Raw genomic sequence first — 22261 nt, forward strand, 5'->3', positions numbered from 1 at the left:
AGATTTCTCCTGTTTGATTTCGGGATAGTTTTGGCCCGTTCAGCTCATTCCAAGCGGGCGAATTCGGTTCACGCCGGCAAGTCTCCGGCTTTATATTCATTATAGAGCGCCGCCAGTCGGCCTTTGATGAAGTCGCCAAAGTCCGGCGCCACGCGATCATCGAATGTTAGGGTAAGCTTTTTGCCGGAGCGTGAGATCCTAACCGCATGTGTTCCGTCGTCGGCGACCCATGTCTCAGGGCGCGCCCTCGAAGTCTTCGCCCGCAAACCATTGACGACGACTTCAAACCGTTTGTCGGTATTCAACGTGGCGAAAGAAGGCGCTTTGACAATATGAAGGGCATGGGCTCGGTTGCCCTCTTGGTCCAGCAATTCTGTTAGCTCCTGCCATCTGACTCGCCCAAAAGCCGGCGCTGGCCCGATGGCGTCGATGACGACGGCTGGCGTCCGAGTTGCGATCGCGATCATCCGGGATAGCGCGGCTTTGTCGATGTTGAGCGCCGCCATGATGATTTCGCGAGAGAACTTCCGATCCTCAAGTCGCGCGGCAAAGCGCGCGCGCTCGATAAATGTTAAATCGGTTCGGCCGCTATTCTCCTGGCCTTGAGCGATGACGAGCTGCTCGTCTGTAAGCGAGCGGACCACCGCTCGTACTTTGATGCCTAATTCACGCGCCGCGCGAAGTCGGCGATGACCGAAGGCGACCTCGTAACGGGCCTCATCATCCGGCTTCGGACGAACCAGGATCGGCACGCTCTGCCCGTGCAAGCGAATAAGGTCTCGAAAGGCGGCGTTCTGATCTTCGGAAGCCTCCATGCGATCCGGCACAAAGGAATTGTCTATGAGTGCAGGATCAAGATCGACGATGACCTGTCCTTCAATAAGCTTTTGCTCGATCTCCTCGGCGCGTTTCACCTTTTCTGAAATGCCCCCGAGGGATTGCGAGATCGCGCCTAGCGCGCTCGATTGCTTGATTGTGCGCTCAATTCCAAGCAAAGGGCGCGAGCGCTGCGGCGCAATCTCTTTGGGCTCCGCTTGCGAAGTCGGCGCTTCAGTCGGCGGAGGATCGAAGTTGATCTTGCGAGCCATTATCAGCTCCTGCCCCAGACTTGTTTGATCAGGCTTTCAATTTCACCATTCACGAGATCCAGAGCTTCGATCGCTCGATCATAGGTGCCGCGTGTAAATTGCTGCCGCTCGACCTCATAAAGCGTCTGCTTTGTGAGACCCGCGTCCGCTATGGCCGTGCTTTTAACCATGGGGTGAGTCAGCACGCGCGGGCCAAAGATCGAGCGCATCAAGCCGACCATTGTGGTCTGCGGCCCATCGCTCGGTTCGTAGCGCGTCACCAAGTATCGCATCCAATCGTATTGGGTGGAGCCGCCTGCGCCGGCGACAACATCGAGCAGGCTTCCCGTCATGTTGAGAAACTGCGACATGGACATCACGTCGAGCATCTGCGGGTGCACGGTAATGAGGATCGCCGTCGCGGCGCACAGCGCCGAGAGCGTCAGGAACCCGAGCTGTGGAGGGCAATCTATGATCACAACGTCGTAGGCGTCGCTCACCTGTGCGAGCGCATCGCCGATTCGCGCAAAGAACAACGAATCCTGCCCATGGCCGGCCATCAACGCCTTTGGCGTTTCGTGCTCGAATTCCATGAGTTCGAGCTGTCCTGGAACTATATGTAGATTTGGAATATACGTGCCGCGCACAATCTCCGGCATTTCGCGCCGATTCGCGTCGTAGCGGATCGCGCCATAAATTGTTTCATTCTCGCCGACGTCGAGTTCGGGCTGGTGGCCGAACAGCGTCGAGAGGCTAGCTTGCGGATCGAGATCAATGGCGAGAACGCGATAACCGCGGAACGCGAGATATTCCGCAAGATGCGCCGCAGTCGTGGTCTTCCCGCTGCCGCCCTTGAAGTTCATTACGGAGATGACCTGCAACGCTTCGCCTTCCCGGCGATTAGGCAGATATCGGCGTGCGCCCCTGCCCGCACGATCGAGGTCGCCGCGCAAAGACTCGATATCTTCGATCGAATAGGTCCGGCGGTTATTACGCTGCGCGGGAGGCCCCTTCCCCTCTGCGACAAGTTGACGGAGGTAGCCCTCGGCGATGCCAATAAATCGAGCGGCTTCCGCTGGCGAAAACCTGCGAATCGCCTTCTGCGCAGATGGAGGAAAGTCACGGAGCTGCTGCGCCCGCAGCCTTATAGAAAGCTCCGCCGCGTCGGCGTTGATCAGTGATCGCAGATCACGCACATTGTCGTCTTGAGCCTTGCTGGGCGTCTGCATCCGGATCTCTGCATCTGCGGTATTTTGGGTAGACGCCCTTAATAAGCGCTGATTTTAAGTAATGCCCGATTCGCGGCAAGCTGCAAGGATTATTTAGTTAACAAGTAGTTAATACGCTTGCTTAATTCGCGTCGTTTTTTTTAAGATTGTCACGCCGACCGCCTCATGCATCAGTTGTACGCGGACAACTCAAGCGATATGGCCGAAACCAATAAGCGCGGACTATTCATTTTTAGCGTCAATTTGGGCGCCGCGTTGTACGCGTACAACTTACCCGTCTATTTATCTTTTTCCTGAGACCGTCGCGAAAATTCTTCGCAAACATCTCGCTTGGGCGGCCACAGTCAGAGGGCCGAAGTTGTCGAAGCCGCTTTCCCGGTAAAATCTTGCCTCGACCGAAAATCTCTGCCCCGGCGATGGCGGGAATTTACGCGGCGCGTTCGCAAAGCGGTCCCGCTGAGTCAGCGCGGAAGAAATGCATGGGCTGGTTCGTATTTTAAGAAGCGCCTGGCCGCCCTGCCCTGTTTCTATACGGCGTGAAAAACCGCCGCAAAGAAACCGAGCCGTACCGCTTCTGTCAGGCAGATGGCGTGCGGCCAACCCATGCGCAAAAATAAAGTTTCAGAACAATCAGCCGGTCTGATGTGTATGAGCTCGCGCGGAGCGGCGCTGACTTGAACGGACCGTCGGCGCCTTTCCAATGGCGCCGCGTCGCCCAGCTCGAGAGCCGCCGGCGCACTTTCGCCGGGGCGTGCTGGCTATCAGTCCGCAGCAGGTTCTGCTCCCGCAGGCTCGCTGCGACATCGGCCGGCATCCCGTGGCTCAGGTCGGCGTCGCGCCGGCCGGGTCCCACAAATGATGCGCCACGAATTTCAAGGCGAGCGCCTCAGGCGCCAGCCAGGGCAGGGGACTTGACGTCGCTCAGAAGTGCGGCGAGCCGGTCCATCGGCAGGATCGCGGCGAGCGCGTCAAGCTCTACGCGCCGCAACGCAGGATCAGGAGGGGCGGGAGCGGGGTAGGGGGCTACAACGTCATCAAGTCTCGAAGGGATTGAACAGAGATACCCCGAATGGCGCGAAATCCTTGACGTTACGCGTCGCCAGCGTGAGCGTCTTGGCGAGCGCGGTCGCTGCGAAGAAACCATCTATCACGGAGAGGGCGACGCCGCTGACCCGGCTTCTCGCCATCAGATCGCCCCAGCGTTCAGCGATGGCCTGATCAATCGGCAGGATTCTTTCGGCGAAACGGGCGGGGAGATCTTCGGCGAGCCACGCCGCCAATGCGGCGCGCCGGCGACCATCGTCCAGAAGCGCGACGCCGCGGCGTAACTCCGCGATCGAAGCGACGCTAATGAAGAGGCGGTCTTCGTCGGCGCCATCGAGCCACGCCAGAACCTGCGGATCAGGCGTCGGCCGCTGGACCTCGGACAGGACATTCGTGTCGAGTAAGACGTTCATAGGGCCACGTCGCGCCCCGGATCGCGGAGCCGCTCGATATCGAGGTCCGCGCCGCGCAGCGGTGAGGCGAGCAGGAACTCGGCAAGAGTGCCCTTGCGAACGCCCTTACGCGCCCATTCCTCGGCCGAAACGATGACCGCGGTCGGCTTGCCATTGCGGGTGATGACCTGGGGGCTCGCCTGCGCGCGCTCGACCACTTCCGACAGCCGCGCCTTGGCGCTGGCGAGCGGCCAGATGTCAGGCGCTTCGACGCCGGGCATCGTTTGTTCGTTGGGAACGGGCATCCGCAAACCTTATGACTAGATTGACCAGATTGACTATAGAATGATCCCCCCAAGATCGCAAGAAAAACACGCTCTATAAATTCAGGAAATGAGAGTGACGACGCCCCACTCCCTAAAAGGACCTATAGAGCGCTTTCCGATCGCATGAAGTCATGCGATCGATCAGCAATCGCTCCAGAGTCCAAGACTTGAGCATAGTCTTGTCGATGGGATTGATTCAATCCGATCGGAATATGCTCAAGCGGGTCTGCTTTCAGCCGACGTCGACGCATTTCGGGCTGTTTGCGGCTTCATCTCCAGCCCGAATTCCGGTTTTTCAGCCTTTTCGCTCCCCCGCGCCCATCACCATCGATAAGCAGTCATTATCGATGGTGATTGGCGCAAACTGGGGGCGTTCGGGTGAAACAATTTAATATCTTACTCACTTGGTTTATGCTATTTTTCTCTTTGATTCTATGTACTTTTGTATCATCCGCTGGTCCCGCAATGTCCTTCAAAACCGCCACCGCCTGGACAACCAGCGCGCCGCCTCCGGCCGCGTTCGATCTCGACGCCAAGGCGCTGGCCGCGCTGATCGGCCCGCTGTCGGCGGCCGACGACGCGCTCGCGAGGCTCGACGAACGGCTACGCAAAAGCCCGGTCCGCGCCGGCGTCCTCGCCCGGCTTGACGCGCAGGAGGCCTGCGCCGCGGTGTGGGCCGAGGGCGAACTGGTGCAGATAGAAGACCTCGTCCTGCACGATTGCGGCATGGACGTCCGCAGCCCGACCCATCACCTCGTCCGCGCCCATTCCTATCTGCGGCTGCGGCGCAGGGCGGCGCAGGGCGATTCCAAAGCTTTGCTGAAACCTGAGGGAATTTTCCGCCTCGCCGGCCGCCCGGCGCCGGGCCCAGCCGCACACGCTCCCGCCGGGAGGGCAGGGGGATCGGGCAAGGAAGGGGCCGCAGAGCTGGATGGCCGCGATCTCGATGACGAATGCGAGACCGAATCCGAATTCGCGCCCGTAAAAGCAAGCGACTCGGCTGCGGCCGAGGCGGCGAAGAGGCTGCTGCGCCGCCTCGGCGAGCCGGCCAGAGAAAAGGATTCGCTTGTCTATGAGGAAGACTGGGACGAGACCGGCCGGCTTGATGCCTGGAGCGCGGACCTGACCGAAGCCGAGGCCTGGCCGCCGTTGCTCGCCGCGCTTCTGCTGGCCCGCGCCTGGCGTGACCAGCAGCCGTTGCAGCGTCAAGGTTTTCTCGCGCCGATTCTGGCCGGCCTTTATCTGCGCCGTCGCGGCCGCACCGCCGCGCATCTTCTGGTCTTCCATCTGGGTCTCCGCCGCTTAAAGCCCGCGCCGCGGCGCCTCCAGACGCCCCTTGAGGAGCTCCAGCACGGCCTCGCCATCGTCGCGGCGGCGGCGGGCGAAGCTTTGGCGCTGCACGATAGGCTGACGCTCGCCCGCGAGCTGCTGGCGCGAAAGTGCAAGGGGAGAAGGGGGAGTTCGAACCTGCCGGCCCTCACCGAGTTTTTGGTGGACTCGCCCCTCGTCAGCGTCCCGCTGATCGCGCATAAGCTGGAAATCAGCCCGCAGGCGGCGCAGCTCCTCGTCAACGGCCTCGGCTCTTCATTAAGGGAAATCACCGGGCGAAAACGCTATCGCGCCTGGAGCATCGGATGACCTTCGCTTGAACAATCCCGTCTGCGGAAATGCAGTTCGAGCAAATATCGCGCAAATCTACGAAGAGGAACCAGTTCTAAGCATTCGACGCGCAAAAAATGGCTGGCGGCGCCTTATGATGCTATCGTCAGCAAGACGTTAAAGCTTTGCTGGGTTGGATGAACTGACATGAACGCCTTGCTGACCCGCATTTCCATCGACCCGGAAATCTGCGGCGGAAAACCTTGCATCAAGGGGACCCGCATTTGGGTCACTCTTGTTCTAGATTTCCTCGCCGACGGAATGACCGAGGCGGAGGTTCTGGCTGAATATCCGCAGCTGACCCATCAGGACGTCCTCGCCGCCATCGCCTATGGCGCCGAGATGGCGCGCGAGCGGATCGTGCCGATCCCGCTCGGTCATGTCGCGTGAATGAAAATCAAGCTCGAAGAGAATATTCGTCGGCGGGGCGCAGAACTTCTGAAAGCCGCGGATCACGACGTGAGGACCGTCCGCGACCAGAATCTACAGAGCGCCTCGGACGAAACATTGTTCGAGGTCTGCGCGGAGGAGGCCCGCGTTCTCATCACTTTGGATCATGATTTCGGTAAAGTGCTCAGATTTCCGCCCGAACGCAGCGCTGGTCTGGTCGTTCTGGAGACGGGGCCTCGGATGACGGCGCAAGCGCTGCTGAACCGTTTGCAGGATTTTTTGACGCTGGCTCAAGCGCAATCCCCAAGCGGCGCTTTATGGATCGTCGAACCAGGACGGATTCGCGTTCATCTCGCGAGCGATTGAGCCTGGGTTTCGGCGCGCCGCCGAGGCTGCAAGTATTCACCTGGACGCGCTGAACCTGAGTAGCCGCCTTGACTGAGCCACGGCCTTTGGTCAGTCCCTCAGACGCATAGGAAACAAGCCGCCCTGACGAAACCGGTTCCACCCGGACCGGTCGGCGCGCTGGTAAACTTCCGCGAAAAAGAAGTATTGTCTCAGCAGCCTTAAGGTCTGAAAGTCGGCTCAACGCAATTGGATCTCTTGCCGGAGGCAGACCGACGCCAGCTTCTGCCTCGAATCAGGATCGGCGCCGCGCGCCGCGGACCTCGCGACTGTCAGCGACGCCAAGCTTCTGGCGCCCTCCCGGAGGCCGACCTCCCGCTTGTTTTATGCCTGATCGGGAAGCCGGCCGCCGCCAACTGCAGGAGGCGGTTCCCGTTTTTGGGCGTCTCTGCCAGCTCTTCGCGTCTTTGGACTCGAACGCGAAGTTCCAGAACAGGCGGTAGCGCTTGACTCGCTCGCTTCGATCGGCGGGCACCAAGCGCGAGTGATCGTTTCTGAATTGTTGGAGGAGCACAGAGTCCGGGGCCGACGCTGAAAATCGCGGGCCGCCTATTGGCGGCGACCCTCCCGCCGCTTTTGCGGCACGACGATCCCCAGCTGCGCGCGATCGCACGCGGACCGCTTTCGCTCAGGCGGAGGTCATTGTCGGCCTGATCGAACTGCTCGCCGATTCCGAGCCAAATGTGCGGACGCCGGCCGATTGCGCCCTTGGTCGTTTGGGATGGCCGGAAGCGAGGGCTTTTCTCAAGAATGCGCTGCGGCGGGGGCCGGCGGCCGCCGTCATCGACGCGATTGCTCCGATCGCCGATCGCAAATGCGTCGTCCTGATCGGAAGGCTCGCCAAGGCTCAGACCGAGCTGACGGCTGCCGCCCTGGAAGCTCTGGAGTCGATTGATGATCGCTTCGTGCGGCGACAAAGCTTGCCTGCCAAATCCGCTCTGGGACGGGTGGAGAAGACCATGATGAAGACCCTTCGATCAATGCCGTTCTTGGATAGCCGCGTTCCGGCCGCTGGCTGGGGTCCGAGTTTCCTCATCGCGGCAGAGACAATGCAAATTGCCCGGCTGACGTCACTCCCAGATCGAGTTCTCGGAGCCGGAGAGAGCACCGAGGAGATACAGAACTAAACATGGCCGCAAGCGTTACCGGGTCATGGTTCAGGCAAGCGATCTCGACGCGGCTCTCATGGCAGCCAAAGCGCAGCCTTCTGAACGGGGCTCTTGGCTTGCCTTTACCGATGGTGGCGGCGAGATGGGGGTGCGAATTCGGGCGTTCGATTGGTCCGCAACGCCGCTAGGCCCGTTGGAGCTTTGGCCGCAAAGCCTTAGAATGGCGGTCCGCATCATGCTCACCTCGCGATTTGCGATGTGGATGGCCTGGGGGCCGAACCTTACCTTCTTCTGCAATGACTCCTATTTGCCGACGACGGGCGACAAGCGCGAATGGGTGTTGGGACTTCCAGCCGATCAGGTCTGGGCGGAGATATGGCCCGAAATCGGGCCCCGGATCGAACGAGTGTTCGCCACCGGGGAAGCGACATGGGATGAGCAGCTTCTTTTATATCTGAAACGCAGCGGCTTCGTTGAGGAAACTTACCATACCTTTTCCTATTCGCCCCTAGCCGACGACTCGGGCGTGACCGCGGGGATACTCTGTGTCGTCGCCGAAGTCACCCAGCGCCTCATTGGGGAGCGGCAGCTCGCGACATTGCGGGATCTGGCATGTCGTCTGGCCGCAGCTTCGACCCGCATCGACGCGATGGCGGAATTTGAGCGGTGTTTTAGCGCCAACCCGCACGATTTACCGTTCGCTTTAATCTACCTGACCGAAGGTCAAGGAGGGCGAGCTACGTTGAGGGCGGCGCATGGCGTAGACAGGGAAAGTCCCTCGGCAGCGTCAGAGATCGAAGTTCGCAATGGAAAGCCCGCGTGGCGACTGGGCGCGACCATTTACGGAGAAGGGGAGGCGCGTCTTCCGGCCGGGAGCCTCGCCGGCCTCCGGTGCGATCATTGGCGGCTTCCTCCCGAACATGCGCTTATCGCGCCCATCGGGTGCGGAGGCGGCGCGACGCCGCTTGGCTTTCTCGTAGCGGGACTGAACCCGCACCGCACCCTTGATTTACAATACCGCGGATTTATCGAGCTTTTGGTGGGCCAACTCGCCGCGGCCATCGCGCGCGCTGACGAGTACGAAAGTGAGCATGCCCGAGCTGAAGCCCTTGCCGAGATCGACCGAGCCAAAACCATTTTCTTTTCCAACGCGAGCCACGAATTCCGGACTCCGCTTACGCTCATTTTAGGTCCGGTCAAAGATATGCTCGCTCGGGATCCGGCGTCGGCCGAAATCATGGTCAAGCGGGCCGAACTCGAACTCATCAATCGTAACGGCGTCCGGTTGCTGAAACTTGTGAATACACTGCTGGATTTCTCAAGGATAGAGGCGGGCCGGGTCCAAGCCGCTTTCGAACCGATCGACCTCGCTTCATTCACGACTGAACTCGCCAGCACGTTCCGCTCGGCCATGGAAAAGGCTGGGCTTCGCTTCACGGTCGATTGTCCGCCTTTGCCGAATCCCGTGAATGTTGACCGTGACATGTGGGAAAGGATTGTTCTCAATCTCATTTCGAACGCCTTCAAATACACGTTCGAAGGGGAAGTGGAGATCTCCTTACGCTTAGATGAAGATCAGAATGTTTCGCTCACCGTTCGCGATAGCGGCGTCGGCATTCCTTCACAGGAGCTCCCGCGCCTATTCGAGCGATTTCACCGCATCGAAGGACAACGCGGCCGCACTCAAGAGGGCACCGGCATCGGCCTGGCGATGGTGCAGGAATTGGCGCGGCTGCATGGCGGCTCCCTTCACGCGGAAAGTGTAGTGGGGCGCGGCAGCGCCTTCACCGTTACAATTCCTGTCCGCTCCGAGGACTCGTCATTGATCCATATGAGCGGGCCCGGACCTGAGGCGACGATGCAGCTTACAGCTGAGTCGTTCGTTGACGAAGCGTTGCGCTGGCTTCCAAAAAGCGAAGAGGTTGCTAAACCGGTTTCCGATCTACCTACAGCGCGCTTGGCGGCCGTTGAGAGTCCTACAACCCGGCCACCTCGCGTTTTGCTCGCGGACGACAACGCCGACATGCGAGACTATATAAGCCGTCTCTTGAAAGAACACTGTGTGGTGGAGGTTGTGGGCGATGGTCAGGCCGCGCTCGATGCGATCCGTCGCAGTCGCCCCGATCTTGTGCTGAGCGATATTATGATGCCGGGGCTGGATGGCTTCGGATTGCTTCGCGCCTTGCGTGAGGATAGCGCTTTGCGCGACACACCGGTCATTTTATTATCGGCCCGGGCCGGCGAGGAGGCAAGCGTTGAAGGTTTGGATGCGGGCGCGGACGATTACCTGATCAAACCCTTCAGCGCCCGGGAATTAATCGCCAGAGTTCGGGCTAATCTCAATCTGGCGTCGCTGCGGCGCGAGGCCGTCCGAGTCGAGACCGAACTCCGCCGGCAAGCTCAGTTTGAGCGGGAGCGCGTAGAGGCCATTCTGGCGAGCATCAGCGACGGTTTTCTGACCGTCGACCGCGACTGGCGATTTACCTATGTAAACGCCGCCGCGGAGCGTATCTTGGGGCAACCCTATAAAGATTTGATCGGCACAAATTTCTGGGAGGAATATCCAGCCAGCAGAGGCGCTGCGCCAGAGGCGGATTTTCGTCGCGCCATGTCAGAGCGCATCAGCGTGTCGTTTGAAATCTATTATACCCCCTGGCGCAAATGGTTCGATGTCCGGGCTAATCCGTCGCAAGACGGCGGCCTAGCGGTCTTTGTTCAGGACGTCACTCAAAGAAGACAAGTCGAAGACGCCCTGCGGAGCCTTAACGAGACATTGGAATTGCAGGTTGCTCAGCGTACGTCCGAGCTTCAGGCTAAAGAATCGCGTCTTCGCACAATCTTTGAAACAAGTTTCATCTATCAAGGTCTACTTGATCTGGACGGCAAACTCATCGACGCAAACGCAACCTCGCTCCAGGGAATCGCCGCGACGCTGAAGGACGTCGCCGGCAAGGCATTTTGGAAGACGCCCTGGTTTACCGGCACCCCTGGCGTGTCTGAGAAGGTGCGTCGCGCCATCCCGATTGCCGCGGGCGGCGAAAACGTGCGCGAAGAGATTCACGTAAACCTTCCAGTCGGCGGCTGGCGATCGTTTGATTTCCAAATGCGGCCGGTTCGCGATGAACAAGGCGGGGTTGTCGCCATTGTTCCTGAAGCCGTTGAAATCACTGAGCGTAGAAAAATAGAAGAGGCGCTTCGTCAGTCCCAAAAGATGGAAGCGCTTGGTCAGCTTACTGGCGGCATCGCTCACGACTTCAACAACCTGCTGACTGGAATCATGGGCTCCCTCGAAATGATCGGGCGAAAGCTTGAAGGTCGCGAATCCGAAGGGGTCGACCGTTACATCGCGGCGGCGACCGCGTGCTCACAGCGCGCGGCGGCGCTCACGCACCGGCTGCTCGCCTTCGCCCGACGTCAGTCGCTGGACACCAAAGCTCAGGACGTCAATTCTCTGGTCCGGGGCTTGGAAGATCTTCTCAAAGGGACGCTTGGCGAAAACATTGTCCTAGAGATCGACCTTATGGATGGTTTGTGGCTCGCCCTAACCGACGCCCATCAGCTTGAGAGCGCAATCTTGAATTTGGTGATCAATGCGCGCGACGCCATGCCCGACGGTGGACGCCTTATGCTAAGAACAGCCAATAGGCAGGTTGGGTCCACCTCCGCGCCAATTCAGGGAGACCTGGAACCCGGCGAATTTGTACTTGTCGAGGTGACCGATACCGGCGCCGGAATGAGCAAGGAAGTGATCGCGAAGGCTTTCGATCCGTTTTTTACCACCAAGCCAATCGGCCAAGGGACGGGGCTGGGCTTGTCGATGATTTATGGTTTTATCAAACAATCTGACGGGCACGTCTTTCTTAACAGCGAACCCGGTGTTGGAACGACCGTTAGCCTCTATATGAAAAGAGCAAAACATGACCTCGAACTCAGCCCCCCGATTGACACGCCTGCGGAAAATGGCGACGGAGAGACGGTGCTCGTAGTGGAGGATGATGCGACAATCCGGCTTCTCGTTGAGAATATCCTTGAAGAGCTTGGCTATCACGCTATTTCGGCGGGAGATGCGGCGGCGGCGCTGCCACATCTAGAATCGGCGCAAAAGATAGATCTCCTCGTGACCGACGTCGGACTTCCAAACATGAACGGAAGGCAGCTCGCTGAAATCGCCCGGCAGATTCGACCCAAGCTGAAAGTGTTGTTTATGACCGGATACGCAGCACAAGCAGCGGTCCGCTCGGAGTTCTTGCCTCCCAACACTGAGATTTTGCCAAAGCCGTTCACGCTCGAGTCGCTAGGCGCGAAAATAAGTCAGATCATCGCAAGTTAGAGCTCCCTGCCGTCGTCGAGGATCCCAATCCGACCTTCGGTCCTCGAACGGAAGACCAATCGGAGTCATCACCGCCAGGCGCGCTACCGCATCTGCTGACGCCGCGCTTCCTCAGCGTCGCCAATAAGGACAGGCCGCTTCAACACAAAAAAAAGCATATGGCTAGCGGATTTTGAGGACGGCGCGCTGTTTCTTCAAGCCGAAGTCCTGCAGGCTGATGGTGACGCCGAATGTCCGGCCGGACCGGCATTGGGAGAAGTGTTGCGCGTATGCGATTCGGTTAGGTTTGGCCGCGGGTGACCCTTCACAATCTAGGGCCCTGCCGCCGCCGAACCTGCGCCGGTCTTCACGCTATTCCGGCCGAGAATCGAGCTGTCTAAGAAATTCTCCTGGCGAGGCCGCCATATACGCTAATCTTCGTCAGATACGCGATGAATTGAGCTTGTGCCGTCTTGGCGTATTCGGAGCGAATTTGGATCACGCTTGGGAATGTCTTGGCTTTCATCAGCCTCTCAACGAAAGCGGATCCGTCTTCCATTGATTTTTTGGAATATTCGATGGTTTCAGCGGCTATGTTTTTGAAATTCGGTGAGCGAACCAACTGTTCGGCCTTTACCCGGGCAGCTTGTTCCGCCTGGAGATTTGTTCCTAGTTCGGCCATTACCCTGGCGTCTTCCTCAGCCTTGGCCGCCGCTTGTTGCTCAGTCTTGACCCGCGCCTCTTGTTCCACCTGCAGCCGGGATTCTAAGTCCGCCCTCATCAGAACCGCCTCCTCAGCCTTGGCTGATGCTTCTTGCTCGGCCCTAGTCCGGGCCGCTTGCTCGGCCTTAAGCCGCGCTTCTAATTCTGCAATCAGCTCCGCATTTTCCTCAGCCTTCGCCAAGCCTTGTTGCTCGATTTTGACCCGCACCTGTTGCTCGGCCTGCAGCCGGGTTTCGAAATCCACCCGCATCTGAATCGCCTCCTCAGCCTGAGCCGAGGCTTCCTGCTCGCCCTTGGCCCGGGCCGCTCGCTCGGCCTTAAGCCACGTTTCTAATTCGGTAAACAGCGCGGCCTTTTCCTCAGCCTTGGCCGACGCTTGTTGCTCGCTTTTGAGCCGCGCCTCTTGCTCGGCCTGGAGTCGGGCTTCTAAATCAGCCCTCGCCCGAACCGCCTCCTCCGCCTTAGCTGATGCCTCTTGCGCCGCCTTGACCTGCTCCTCCAGCTTGGCGCTTATCAGGGCCAGCTCCCCGGCTCCGGCGCGCGCATCCTGCTCTGCCTTGGCCCGGGCTGCTTGCTCGACCTTAGCCAGAGCTTCTTGGTCGACTTTGAGCCGAGACTCCTGAGGTTTGGGCTCTGCATCGTCATTGATTTTAGCTCGAGCCCTGTCCTTGGACATCGCGCGGCTCCCCTCGGCAGCTTTCGCGCGCGTAGCCTCCTCCACGAGCCGCGCCAAGGCCTCTTCTTCGACCTTAGCGCCCGCAAGTTGCTTGGCCTTCACCAAAATCTTTTCGTTGCCCGCTGTCGGAGCTGCGTTCCCGGTAGTCGCCATCTGTCATATCCTCGCATCAAGCGTCGCCGACCCGTAACCGCCCGAAGCGGTTGAATCGGCTACTTTCGTTTTGCCAATCCTACCTTAGTGCAGCGCACAATGAGGTCAAATTTACGTTGCAGAGCAAATAAACCGAGCGCGATCGTGTCAGCGAGAATCTGAGCGGCGCGAGAAAAATTTGACACATCCACGAAAGAGGCAAATCATCCGCTTGCTTCCAAGCAAAAGACCGACTTCAAAGCGCGACAGCTGGCTTCCCGCCGAGCGCAAGAGGCGGCCTCCTCCAAGCGCAAGAGCTGGCTTTCAAACGCTAGAGCCGGGAGTGGAAGCAGGAGGCGCCATCCTTTGAAACAGCGTCGACGCCACGACAATGGAGGAGCTATGACTCCACCGGAACAGTCTGACTGACCCCGAGAAGCTCGGGGTCAAGGCAGCGTGAAAGCCTCAAATGCCAGGCCGAAACGCTGTCTCCGACAATTTAAAAACTTCATGCGATCGCGAGCGTGAAGGCCAAGCGCTCGCATCCTCGCATACTGATTCTGCCTACATCACAGATTGCTTCGCAAGCGAAGCAGGGCCCCGCTGCCGCTCAAATGCGCCGGGGCCCAACATTGACTTAACGAAGATCACCGTATTTCCCGCGATGCCGGATGCATCGACGGCTACAGGCTCTCCGTCTTCCAGTAGATTTCATTGTTTGTGGCGCTGACCGAGTCGTCGATTTCAAAATGATGAGTCCGCTCAAGAGCCTCGCCTCTGTCGTTGGCGTTGTCTGCGCTGGATCCAGCTCCGATTAGACGGTTTCCGCATCGATATCGAGTCTGCCGCCGCTCCATCGAACACCCACATAGAGTCTGCGATGGCCAGTCTCCCCATTTTGCCGTGTCGGCGCCAAAATGTTCCGAAGGCCAAAATTATGACTCAGAGGAGCGCCCCAAACAGAATTAACGACCGTGGTTGCGTTCGACGGCAAACCTCTATCCCGTATGGCTGTCTTGGGACGGTTTGACCAGCATGATCTTGTAGGGGATGTCGAAGAAGCTCGGTACAGCACATCGTCCGACTTTGCTGCCGCGCAATAGAAGTTCAGGAATCCATGCGGACCCCAGCCCAGCCTTGACTTGCGCGAGAAGGGCTTCCGCCGATGCGCTTTCGCATGATGGCAAATCCTGAATGGAGATGCGATGCTGAGCGAGCATCGTCGCGATCCGCATGCCGTAGGTCGTCCCAGGCGTATACGCCATCACGGATCCGCTCAGTTTACCATTGGTCAGCACCACCGCGCGCCTTTGCTTCGGAGCCGTCACAAGGATCAAACGATCTTGGCCAATCTCCTGCGCCTGCAGGCCGAGTAAAGTTTCTTGGCCGTCAAAATGGGGAATCAGGCTCATATCGGCATGCTTGCGCTTAACCGCCTCGAGACAGCCGGCTATGGACGCGACGATCAGCGAGTAATTCTCCAGCTTGTTTTCAACCAGCCACGACGAAAGGAACGTAGCGGCAAGAGTATTGGTCGTGTAAATGCGCAGGGTTTTCTTGAAGTGGCTCGACACGCTCAACACCGCGCGGCGGGCGTCGAAGATTTCTTCACGCAGACGATAGGCGCGGGTTAGAAATTCCTCTCCAGCAGCCGTAAGACTTACGGGCCGCGACTCGCGATCAAACAAAGGCGCGCCAAGCCATTCCTCTAGCCTCTGCACACGGCGACTGTAAGCCGACTGCGTCGTACAAACCGCCTCAGCCGCGCGGGTAAAATTCCGCGTCTGGCAAAGAGCGAGAAAGTCTTCGATCCACTGCAACTCCATAATGCACAAAATGCATGATCCGATCGCAAATGACAATTTGATTCCAGAATGAAGCAGGAGGATTAATATGCGCGGAACTCCTCGATTATGAGACATATGATGACTGGCAATGCCCGCGTTTGCTCCCCAGCGCGTGATGATCAAGAGCGGGACGTATCTTTGAATCGCTTACCGAAAAGTGTCCGGTTTATCGGAAAAGGGCCGGCGGTGGCGCGCTGCGAGCCTCGGTCATCCAACCCCATGTGCGAGTTCGAAGTTTTGACCGGAAATGCATCGTATCGAGAAGGCGAGCATTTCTATTTGACCCCCGCCCAGGCGAAGCGCGCCTATTTCTTAGATTATTAACAGCAGGGAAAGGGAATTGACGCGGAGCCCCCTAATAGCGATGTATGCGGCGGGTTTTGCAGAAAGGTCTGCGGCCACAGTGCGGGACGCACTTTATTCTCCGCGCTGGGATCGGGCGCCGCGTTGGAGCGCATCGTCGAGGCGCTTAATGTCGCGGCCCTCGAAGCCCCCAGAGAGACAGGCCCCAAACTCGCAATCATCGACTCCGAGGCGAAGGCTCTAAAGACCTGAATCCAGCCAACTGGCTGACGCAGGAGATCGGTCTCGAGCTTCTGCTTGGAAGGTCGGGGGCCGATACCTTGCTGTCGCTGCTTGCTTCACATGAGTTGGACAACGATAAAAAGTCTTGGAAAGTGAAGAAGGACATGTCCGTCTATTTGCGGCGGATAAGCGGTGAGTATTTGGGCTTCATATTCTTCGAGGAACTGCTGACGCTCGTCCTGATTAAGCGGAGCCAAAAAAGGCCTTAGTCCTGAGCCCATCATCCATTCCACGACTTTTGACGCGTTCTCAAGTGCATGAACATAGGTTGTGTGCCATAGTTCAATAGAGCGGGAGCTAGACGCGAGCAGCCCGTAGTACTCCTCGATCGGGCCGATCCTCGTCCGGGACTTGGCGATCGGCATGAGGTTTCGCCCGCCAGGGCCCCTCGGCCGCGATCATGCGCATCAGCGCGTGCGCCGGCTCCTGAAGATTGTCCGGCATTTGCGCGGAGAGGCAGCCGCCGGGCGCAAGAAGCGACATCAGACGGGGAAAAAGGACTTCATGGTCAGGCATCCATTGCAGAATGGCGTTCGCGAAGATGACGTCGTAACGACACTGCGGTTTCCACTTGTTGAGATCCATCAGTTCGAAGTTCACACGTGGCAATCTGAGCTTCGCGGCGGCTAGCATATCGGGTGATCGATCCAGGCCCGTAATGCTCGCCGCGGGAAACCGTTTAACCAGAAGTTCCGTGCTGTTCCCGGGTCCACACCCGATGTCCACACACGTCCATGGATCCCCGATGCTCACATGGGCCAGGAGATCGATTGCTGGTCGCGTCCGTTCCTCTTCGAACTTTAAGTATTGTGCGGCGTCCCAATCTCCCACACGAACTCTCCGGACATCGTCTGCCGTGGCAGATCTCCATTTTAAAGCGCGCTCTAGTCGTATCTTCTCGCATTTGGCCGCAACGATGCAACATGTTCTGTGAGGCCTTGTTGAAATCCAGAATTCGAGCACTTCCAGGTTGCGAGCAACGTCATTTTATAGACCCGCTCGCCAGTCCATATGCGACGCCAATTTGGCTTCGAGGCCCAGCGGCTCAATCTGTCGGCCGAGCTGTTTCCGGCATTGCGCCCCAGGTTTCTCCTGCGATGACATTCCAAAACTCCAACGGCGCCGGATTCTGCAACTGTGTCATTGCCTTAATCGAACAGCGTGACATTGAGCAAACCTTCAAAGTGAACTTTCTCAAAAGTAAGCTCAAGGCGATTGGAAGCTGCTTTCGGCAGTCGTGCGACCCGCTCGCTTTCCGCTTTTGTCCCAAGCTTCGATAGTCCAGACATAGCGATGGACTGCGCCGGCTGGCGGGCAAGGCCCTATGTAATCGATGGCGCCCTCCGGCACATATCCGCCCGCCCGGTAATGAACGCTGCCGCCGCCATGCTGAAAGTTCGGCGCGTCTTTGTCGGCCATGGTAAAATGCAGGCTTTCCGTGCCTTTGGCGCGCCGTGTATTGTGAAGGCTGGCGAGATTTTGCCGCACGCGCTTATCCCTGACCATGAGAAGCGCGCATCGAAAGCCAAGGCGTCAGTTTTCGAAGCGATCACAAAAGCGGCCGCGAACCAAAAACGTCGAGTCGGCGGGCGCATCTTGGATCCTTTCCACAGTTCGAGTGGTGCTCTATCATAGGGCTACAGGCCGGTTTTGCCAGGTTAGGACTGATCAACGCATCGACGGCCGCTTCCGTTTTACTTGAGAGAATTACGGGGTGATCGCAGGTTGACTGTCACCCTTGAAGTTCGCTTATTGCTGGCCGGGCGTGAACAAATCACGCTCAAGCTTGAAGGTCCTTTCGTAAAGGTCGATCGAGGCTGCGAATGTGCGCACATTAGTGAACTTGCGATTACCCACAAAGTCTTTGACTCTTTTGGGACTCCCGGACTGAAAATTCTTGAATCGAAAGAATCGGTTGTGATTCTGTGTCGAGCACCTGATTCTTTGATTGCGGTGCGAAATGTCGGCACGGAACGGCGAGCAGGCTGCGGACGCCAGCCATTGGTCATGGCGCGAAGTCGATGTCGGGGCGTTCAAGGACGCCCGACTCGGTCGGCGGTTTGGCGATCTGCTCCGCCGATTGAGCGAAGGGATGGGCGGCAGCATTCCCTTTGCCTGCCAGGATTGGAGCAACACCAAAGCCGCCTATCGATTTTTCTCGAACCCAAGGGTGCAGGAAGGCCAAATCCTCAATGGCCATTTTGCGGCTACTCGCGGCCGTTACGACGAAAGCGACGGGCCCATTTTGATTTTGCAAGACACCACGGAGTTCACCTACCAGCGCCGCGACCCGCATGCGATCGGCTTCACCAAAAGCGTGAACAGCGGTCGTGACCAGGATGGGCGGCTTCGTCATCATGCGGTTTGCGGCATCCTAATGCATTCGAGCCTCGCCGTAACCCCGGAGGGGCTGCCGCTCGGATTGGCGGCGGTCAAATTCTGGAACCGAGAAAAGTTCAAGGGGACCGCGCAGCTCAAGAGGAAAATCAATCCAACGCGCGTCCCCATCGAGAAGAAGGAGAGCGTTCGCTGGCTAGAAAATCTTCGTCAATCAGTTGATCTGCTCGGCCGCCCCGAGCGGTGCATCCACGTAGAAGACAGAGAAAGCGACATCTACGAACTCTATTGTCTGACCAAGGACCTTGGCACGCATTTTGTTGTGCGAACGGTTGTGAACCGCCTTGCTGGCGATGGCGACCATACGGTGTCCGTAGAAATGCAGGCGGCGCCAAGCGCCGGAGTTCTTCAGATCGAGGTTCGCGGTGATCAGGACGAGATAAGCCACGCCTCCCTGGATGTCCGATTCAAGCGGGTTATTGTTTTGCCGCCTATCGGAAAGCAGAAGCGTTACCCTTCGCTCGAGCTGAGCGTAATCCACGCAACCGAAATCAACGCGCCGTCGGGGCGCAAGCCAATAGTCTGGAAGCTGCTGACCGATTTCGATGTGCGAAGCTTCGAACAAGCCGTTGAAAAGATCCGATGGTACGCTACGCGTTGGAAGATTGAGGTCTTCCACAAAATCTTGAAGTCGGGCTGCCGCGCCGAAGACGCCAAGTTGCGGGCGGCGGATCGGTTGGCGAATTTGGTCGCCGTGTTCTGCATCGTAAGCTGGCGAGTGATGTGGTTGACCATGATGGCTCGCGCGGCCCCGGACGCTCCACCAACAATTGCGCTGACGCCCCCAGAGATCAAAATACTTAACCAGCTCGTCAGCAATTCCGGAAACCGAGGCGCAAAACAGAACACTCTTCAATTTTATCTGACGATGCTTGCCCGCCTCGGGGGTTACCTGGCGAGGGCGTCCGACCCTCCACCCGGAAACACTGTCGTCTGGCGAGGCTTACGCCGGCTAGCCGACATTCACCTCGGCGCAGAAATGAACAGCAGGCCGAGATGTGGGTAATCGCAAGATTAGTGAATCGGGTACCGAATTTATGGGAAATGTTTCTTGTCGGCGATTGTGCGCTTTGGGCCGCGGCGATCCTACCCGCCCATCTGCTTGAGCGGCATGATTTCGATCGACGCCTGCGGGATCTGGAAGTGCGGGTGGTTTTCGAACGCCTTGGCCGCCGCGTCGTGCGAGTCCGCCTGGACGATGGAGGCGATGATGATGTCGTTCCTGGCGTCGGCGACGCCTCCGGATGTGACGCGCTTGGTCTTGCCCGCCGCCTCCGTGCTGAGGATCATCGAGGAATGCTCGTTCATCCAGCGATCCCATTCGCCTTTGAGCTTCTCTTCGCCGGCTTTCTTTTCCGCCGGATCGGTCTGCGCCCAGCCGTCCATGACGGCTGCCGGGATGAGAAACAGGACAAGAAATTTCTGCTGATCGCTGGCCATGTGGACTCCTTTTGGTTAATTTGTTCGCGCCCATGGTGACGTCTCGAGTGACTTGAACGCTTTAATGGCTGGATTGGCCGATTTCCCGCAGAATTTAAACGGACCGGGCATTGGCCGCCATGCCATGCTCAGCTGATGCCTCCTCCAAAAGCCGGATGCGCTGGATATGATGATAGCAATTGACTTCGAAAGCTGCCGATGGACCCGCAGCGCCTGCGTCAAAATTTCGTAAGGACGTCCTGGATTAGACTTGGTTCAATTCAAAGGACAGCATCAAAAGTCCCCGCCAAAAGGACGACGCGCTCAGACGCACACATGAATTTTCGGCCGACAGGCAGAAGCAATGGCTTTCTACCGCGCTTTCTCGTCGAGAAACCGGCGGCACGCCTTGAAATCGCGGTCATAGCCCGCAGGCAGAGGAACGTTTTTGTCACGCGCTAGGCTTTGCGCGTAGGCGACCATTTTGGCGGTCGGCGCCGCCGCGCCCGCCGTAACCTCCATATCGAAAACGGGGTTGGAAGACGTCTTGGGCTTCCTCGTCGGCGCCGGTTCAGCCTTCGTCGCGCGACGGCGCCGGACCGGCTTAGCCTCCTTCATTGCGGCGGGTCGGGCGCCTTGTCCGCCAGGCCGTCGACGGTCCGGTCGAAGCGCCGGCGCGGGAAGCGTCAAATCGAGCATTCCGCTCGATGGTCCGAGCAAAGCCTCGATCAACTCGACGGCCGCTTCTGCGATGCCGTCGATCACTGCGCGAAAGTCGGCTTTCCCGGTGACGACCTCGTCCAGCCGCATTTCCCATAAAGCCGTCGTCCCGGGATCGACAAGCGCTGGCGCCGCGCCGCGCAAAAGCTCGAAGAGCTGAAGTCCCGCTGGGGTCGGCAGCACCAGCTTGCCGTCCGCGGCCAACAAGTTCTGACGCTTCAAGCCCTTGATGATTTCAGCCCGGGTCGCGGGAGTGCCGATGCCCTTGGCCTCCTTGAGCCGTTCGCGAAGGGCTGGATCTTCGACGAAGCGCCAGGCGTTTTGCATGGCGTCCACCAGCGTGCCCTCATTGTAGCGGGACGGCGGCTGGGTTCTTTTCGCTTCGACCCTGGCGTCGGACAGGACGGCGGTCTCGCCGTCGCCAAGCGATGGCAACGTTTGCTCGTCCTCAGCCTCACTGTCCGGATCAACCGCCTGATAAACGGCCTTCCAGCCGAGCCGCAAGGGAATGCGCCCGACAGCCCGGAATTCCGCCGGGCCGCTCTCGGGAACCGGAACCGATAGAGTGACGACGGTCTGCCGATATTCGTAATCCGGCATCACGGCCGCCAAATAGGAGCGGCAGATGAGCGCGAACAGCCGCTTCTCGTCCTCGCTTAGGCGCGTCAGAGGGGTTTGGAGATCCTCCAGAACAACGACATTGGGAACGACGGCATGATGTGACACGCCCTCGAGAGCCTTGTCGCAGAAATGGCCGGACTTGCCGCGGCGGATCACCGGCGGGGCGATTTCGAGGTGAGCGAAACCGCGCAGCCCAGTCAACGCGGCGACAATCGCCGGCGCGTCGATGATCTGATTTTCGGTCAGGGAGCGAGCTTCCGCGCGCGGATAGGTGATCAGCTTCTTGCCCTCGCCGTCATAGAGCTCCTGCGCCACGGAAAGCGTCTTGTCGGCCGTCCAGCCCCAGCGCTGGCCGCAGGTCTTCTGCAAGGACGGAAGATCGAACAGGCGCGGCGGCGCCTGCCGCTTTTCGTCGACCGCAACCGATAGCGGCCCCTGATGTCCGGCCGCGGCCTTTGCGATCGCTTCGGCGCGAAGGCGCTCCTTGAACCTCGTTTTGGCGGGAGAGGCGCAGCGCATCAGGAAGCTGCCGCCCGCGACAGTCGCGGCAGCGAGAACCTCAAAATAATCCTCGGGCCGGAAGTTGCGGATTTCCAGCTCGCGCAGGCAGACAATGGACAGCATCGGCGTTTTGACCCGGCCAACGCCGATCACGCCGCGAACCCCAGGCGCGAGCAAAGTTTTCGTCGCGGTCCGGGTGAGCGAAAGATTGAAGATCTGGTCAGCCTGCTGGCGCGCCACCGCCGCCTCATAAAGCGGACGCATCTCCGCGTTTCGCTTCAGCTGGGCGAAGGCTTGCTGCAGCGTCTTTGGATCTTGCGCCGTGAACAGAGCCCGCTGCACCCGGCCGCGATACCCGACATGGTCGAGGATTTCCTGCCCGATCATCTGGCCTTCCCGATCGCAATCGGTCGCCAGGACCAGGTCTTCCAGGCGCTATTGACCTCCTCGGGCTCGGCGAGACGCAGGAGATGCCCTTCGGCGGGAAGGATTTGGCCATACCGCGCGCCAAGCGCCGCGCGGAGATCCCGCGCTTGGCTGGCCTTTTCCGTAATGATCAAAGTCGCCATGGCTCACGCCGAATCGGATGCCTGTTTCAGCCTAGCCGATCGCCGAGAACGAAGAAAGAACAAATTGGCGCAGTACAGGCAAGCTTGGGATCGAAAAGCAACCTCCAGGCGTGAACCTGAAGCGATTTTAACGACGACATT

The 22261-nt window shown here is 58.9% G+C and carries 16 protein-coding genes and 1 pseudogene; 6 read left to right on the forward strand and 11 right to left on the reverse strand.

Annotated features, from left to right (window positions below):
- Positions 1-68: 68 nt before the first annotated feature.
- From repB to BM177_RS13055, 4 genes are all read right to left on the reverse strand, one after another.
- A complete protein-coding gene (gene repB, locus BM177_RS13035; RefSeq protein ID WP_091683139.1) occupies positions 69-1088 on the reverse strand; it encodes a plasmid partitioning protein RepB in 1020 nt (339 codons plus the stop codon).
- Positions 1089-1090: 2 nt separating this feature from the next.
- Positions 1091-2296, reverse strand: coding sequence for a plasmid partitioning protein RepA (gene repA, locus BM177_RS13040; RefSeq protein ID WP_091683141.1), 1206 nt, complete (start codon positions 2294-2296; stop codon positions 1091-1093).
- A gap of 1034 nt (positions 2297-3330) precedes the next feature.
- Complete coding sequence (locus BM177_RS13050; RefSeq protein ID WP_091683146.1) at positions 3331-3753, reverse strand: type II toxin-antitoxin system VapC family toxin; 423 nt, start codon at positions 3751-3753, stop codon at positions 3331-3333.
- Complete coding sequence (locus BM177_RS13055) at positions 3750-4037, reverse strand: type II toxin-antitoxin system Phd/YefM family antitoxin (RefSeq protein WP_244532300.1); 288 nt, start codon at positions 4035-4037, stop codon at positions 3750-3752. The genes BM177_RS13050 and BM177_RS13055 overlap by 4 nt, the downstream gene beginning before the upstream one ends.
- Before the next feature lie 486 nt (positions 4038-4523).
- Here BM177_RS13055 and BM177_RS13065 point away from each other — a divergent pair, with 486 nt between their 5' ends.
- From BM177_RS13065 to BM177_RS13090, 4 genes are all read left to right on the forward strand, one after another.
- Positions 4524-5696 carry an RHE_PE00001 family protein gene (locus BM177_RS13065; protein WP_139223621.1) on the forward strand — a complete coding sequence of 391 codons (1173 nt, stop codon included), beginning with the start codon at positions 4524-4526 and terminating at the stop codon, positions 5694-5696.
- Positions 5697-5864: 168 nt separating this feature from the next.
- Positions 5865-6107 carry a DUF433 domain-containing protein gene (locus tag BM177_RS13070; protein WP_091683154.1) on the forward strand — a complete coding sequence of 81 codons (243 nt, stop codon included), beginning with the start codon at positions 5865-5867 and terminating at the stop codon, positions 6105-6107.
- Positions 6108-6473: a DUF5615 family PIN-like protein gene (locus BM177_RS13075; RefSeq protein ID WP_091683157.1), complete on the forward strand. Its 366-nt coding sequence runs from the start codon at positions 6108-6110 to the stop codon at positions 6471-6473.
- 1191 nt (positions 6474-7664) lie between these two features.
- Positions 7665-11951: an ATP-binding protein gene (locus BM177_RS13090; RefSeq protein WP_091683164.1), complete on the forward strand. Its 4287-nt coding sequence runs from the start codon at positions 7665-7667 to the stop codon at positions 11949-11951.
- A gap of 376 nt (positions 11952-12327) precedes the next feature.
- On the opposite strand, the gene BM177_RS13095 is transcribed toward BM177_RS13090, so the two are convergent.
- From BM177_RS13095 to BM177_RS13110, 4 genes and pseudogenes are all read right to left on the reverse strand, one after another.
- On the reverse strand, positions 12328-13482 hold the full coding sequence (locus BM177_RS13095; protein WP_091683167.1) for a phasin family protein: 1155 nt from the start codon (positions 13480-13482) through the stop codon (positions 12328-12330).
- A gap of 977 nt (positions 13483-14459) precedes the next feature.
- Positions 14460-15431, reverse strand: coding sequence for a LysR family transcriptional regulator (locus tag BM177_RS13100; protein ID WP_244532301.1), 972 nt, complete (start codon positions 15429-15431; stop codon positions 14460-14462).
- 518 nt (positions 15432-15949) lie between these two features.
- Positions 15950-16724, reverse strand: a pseudogene (gene tam, locus BM177_RS13105) (trans-aconitate 2-methyltransferase).
- 375 nt (positions 16725-17099) lie between these two features.
- Complete coding sequence (locus BM177_RS13110; RefSeq protein ID WP_244532311.1) at positions 17100-17312, reverse strand: hypothetical protein; 213 nt, start codon at positions 17310-17312, stop codon at positions 17100-17102.
- Here BM177_RS13110 and BM177_RS20650 point away from each other — a divergent pair.
- Positions 17262-17528: a hypothetical protein gene (locus BM177_RS20650; RefSeq protein ID WP_244532315.1), complete on the forward strand. Its 267-nt coding sequence runs from the start codon at positions 17262-17264 to the stop codon at positions 17526-17528. The two genes, BM177_RS13110 and BM177_RS20650, sit on opposite strands and share 51 nt — an antisense overlap.
- A 325-nt stretch (positions 17529-17853) precedes the next feature.
- Complete coding sequence (locus tag BM177_RS13115; RefSeq protein ID WP_091683175.1) at positions 17854-19296, forward strand: IS4 family transposase; 1443 nt, start codon at positions 17854-17856, stop codon at positions 19294-19296.
- An 80-nt stretch (positions 19297-19376) separates the two neighbouring features.
- Here the strand turns inward: BM177_RS13115 and BM177_RS13120 are convergent, their stop codons facing one another.
- From BM177_RS13120 to BM177_RS20655, 3 genes are all read right to left on the reverse strand, one after another.
- Positions 19377-19730 carry a hypothetical protein gene (locus BM177_RS13120; protein ID WP_091683177.1) on the reverse strand — a complete coding sequence of 118 codons (354 nt, stop codon included), beginning with the start codon at positions 19728-19730 and terminating at the stop codon, positions 19377-19379.
- Positions 19731-20081: 351 nt separating this feature from the next.
- Positions 20082-21938, reverse strand: a complete 1857-nt coding sequence (locus BM177_RS13125; protein ID WP_244532302.1) for a DNA topoisomerase — start codon at positions 21936-21938, stop codon at positions 20082-20084.
- Positions 21935-22120, reverse strand: a complete 186-nt coding sequence (locus BM177_RS20655) for a hypothetical protein (RefSeq protein ID WP_244532303.1) — start codon at positions 22118-22120, stop codon at positions 21935-21937. Before BM177_RS20655 ends, BM177_RS13125 begins: the two co-directional genes overlap by 4 nt.
- Positions 22121-22261: the final 141 nt, after the last annotated feature.

This window comes from Methylocapsa palsarum (assembly GCF_900114285.1).
Taxonomy (GTDB): Bacteria; Pseudomonadota; Alphaproteobacteria; order Rhizobiales; family Beijerinckiaceae; genus Methylocapsa; species Methylocapsa palsarum.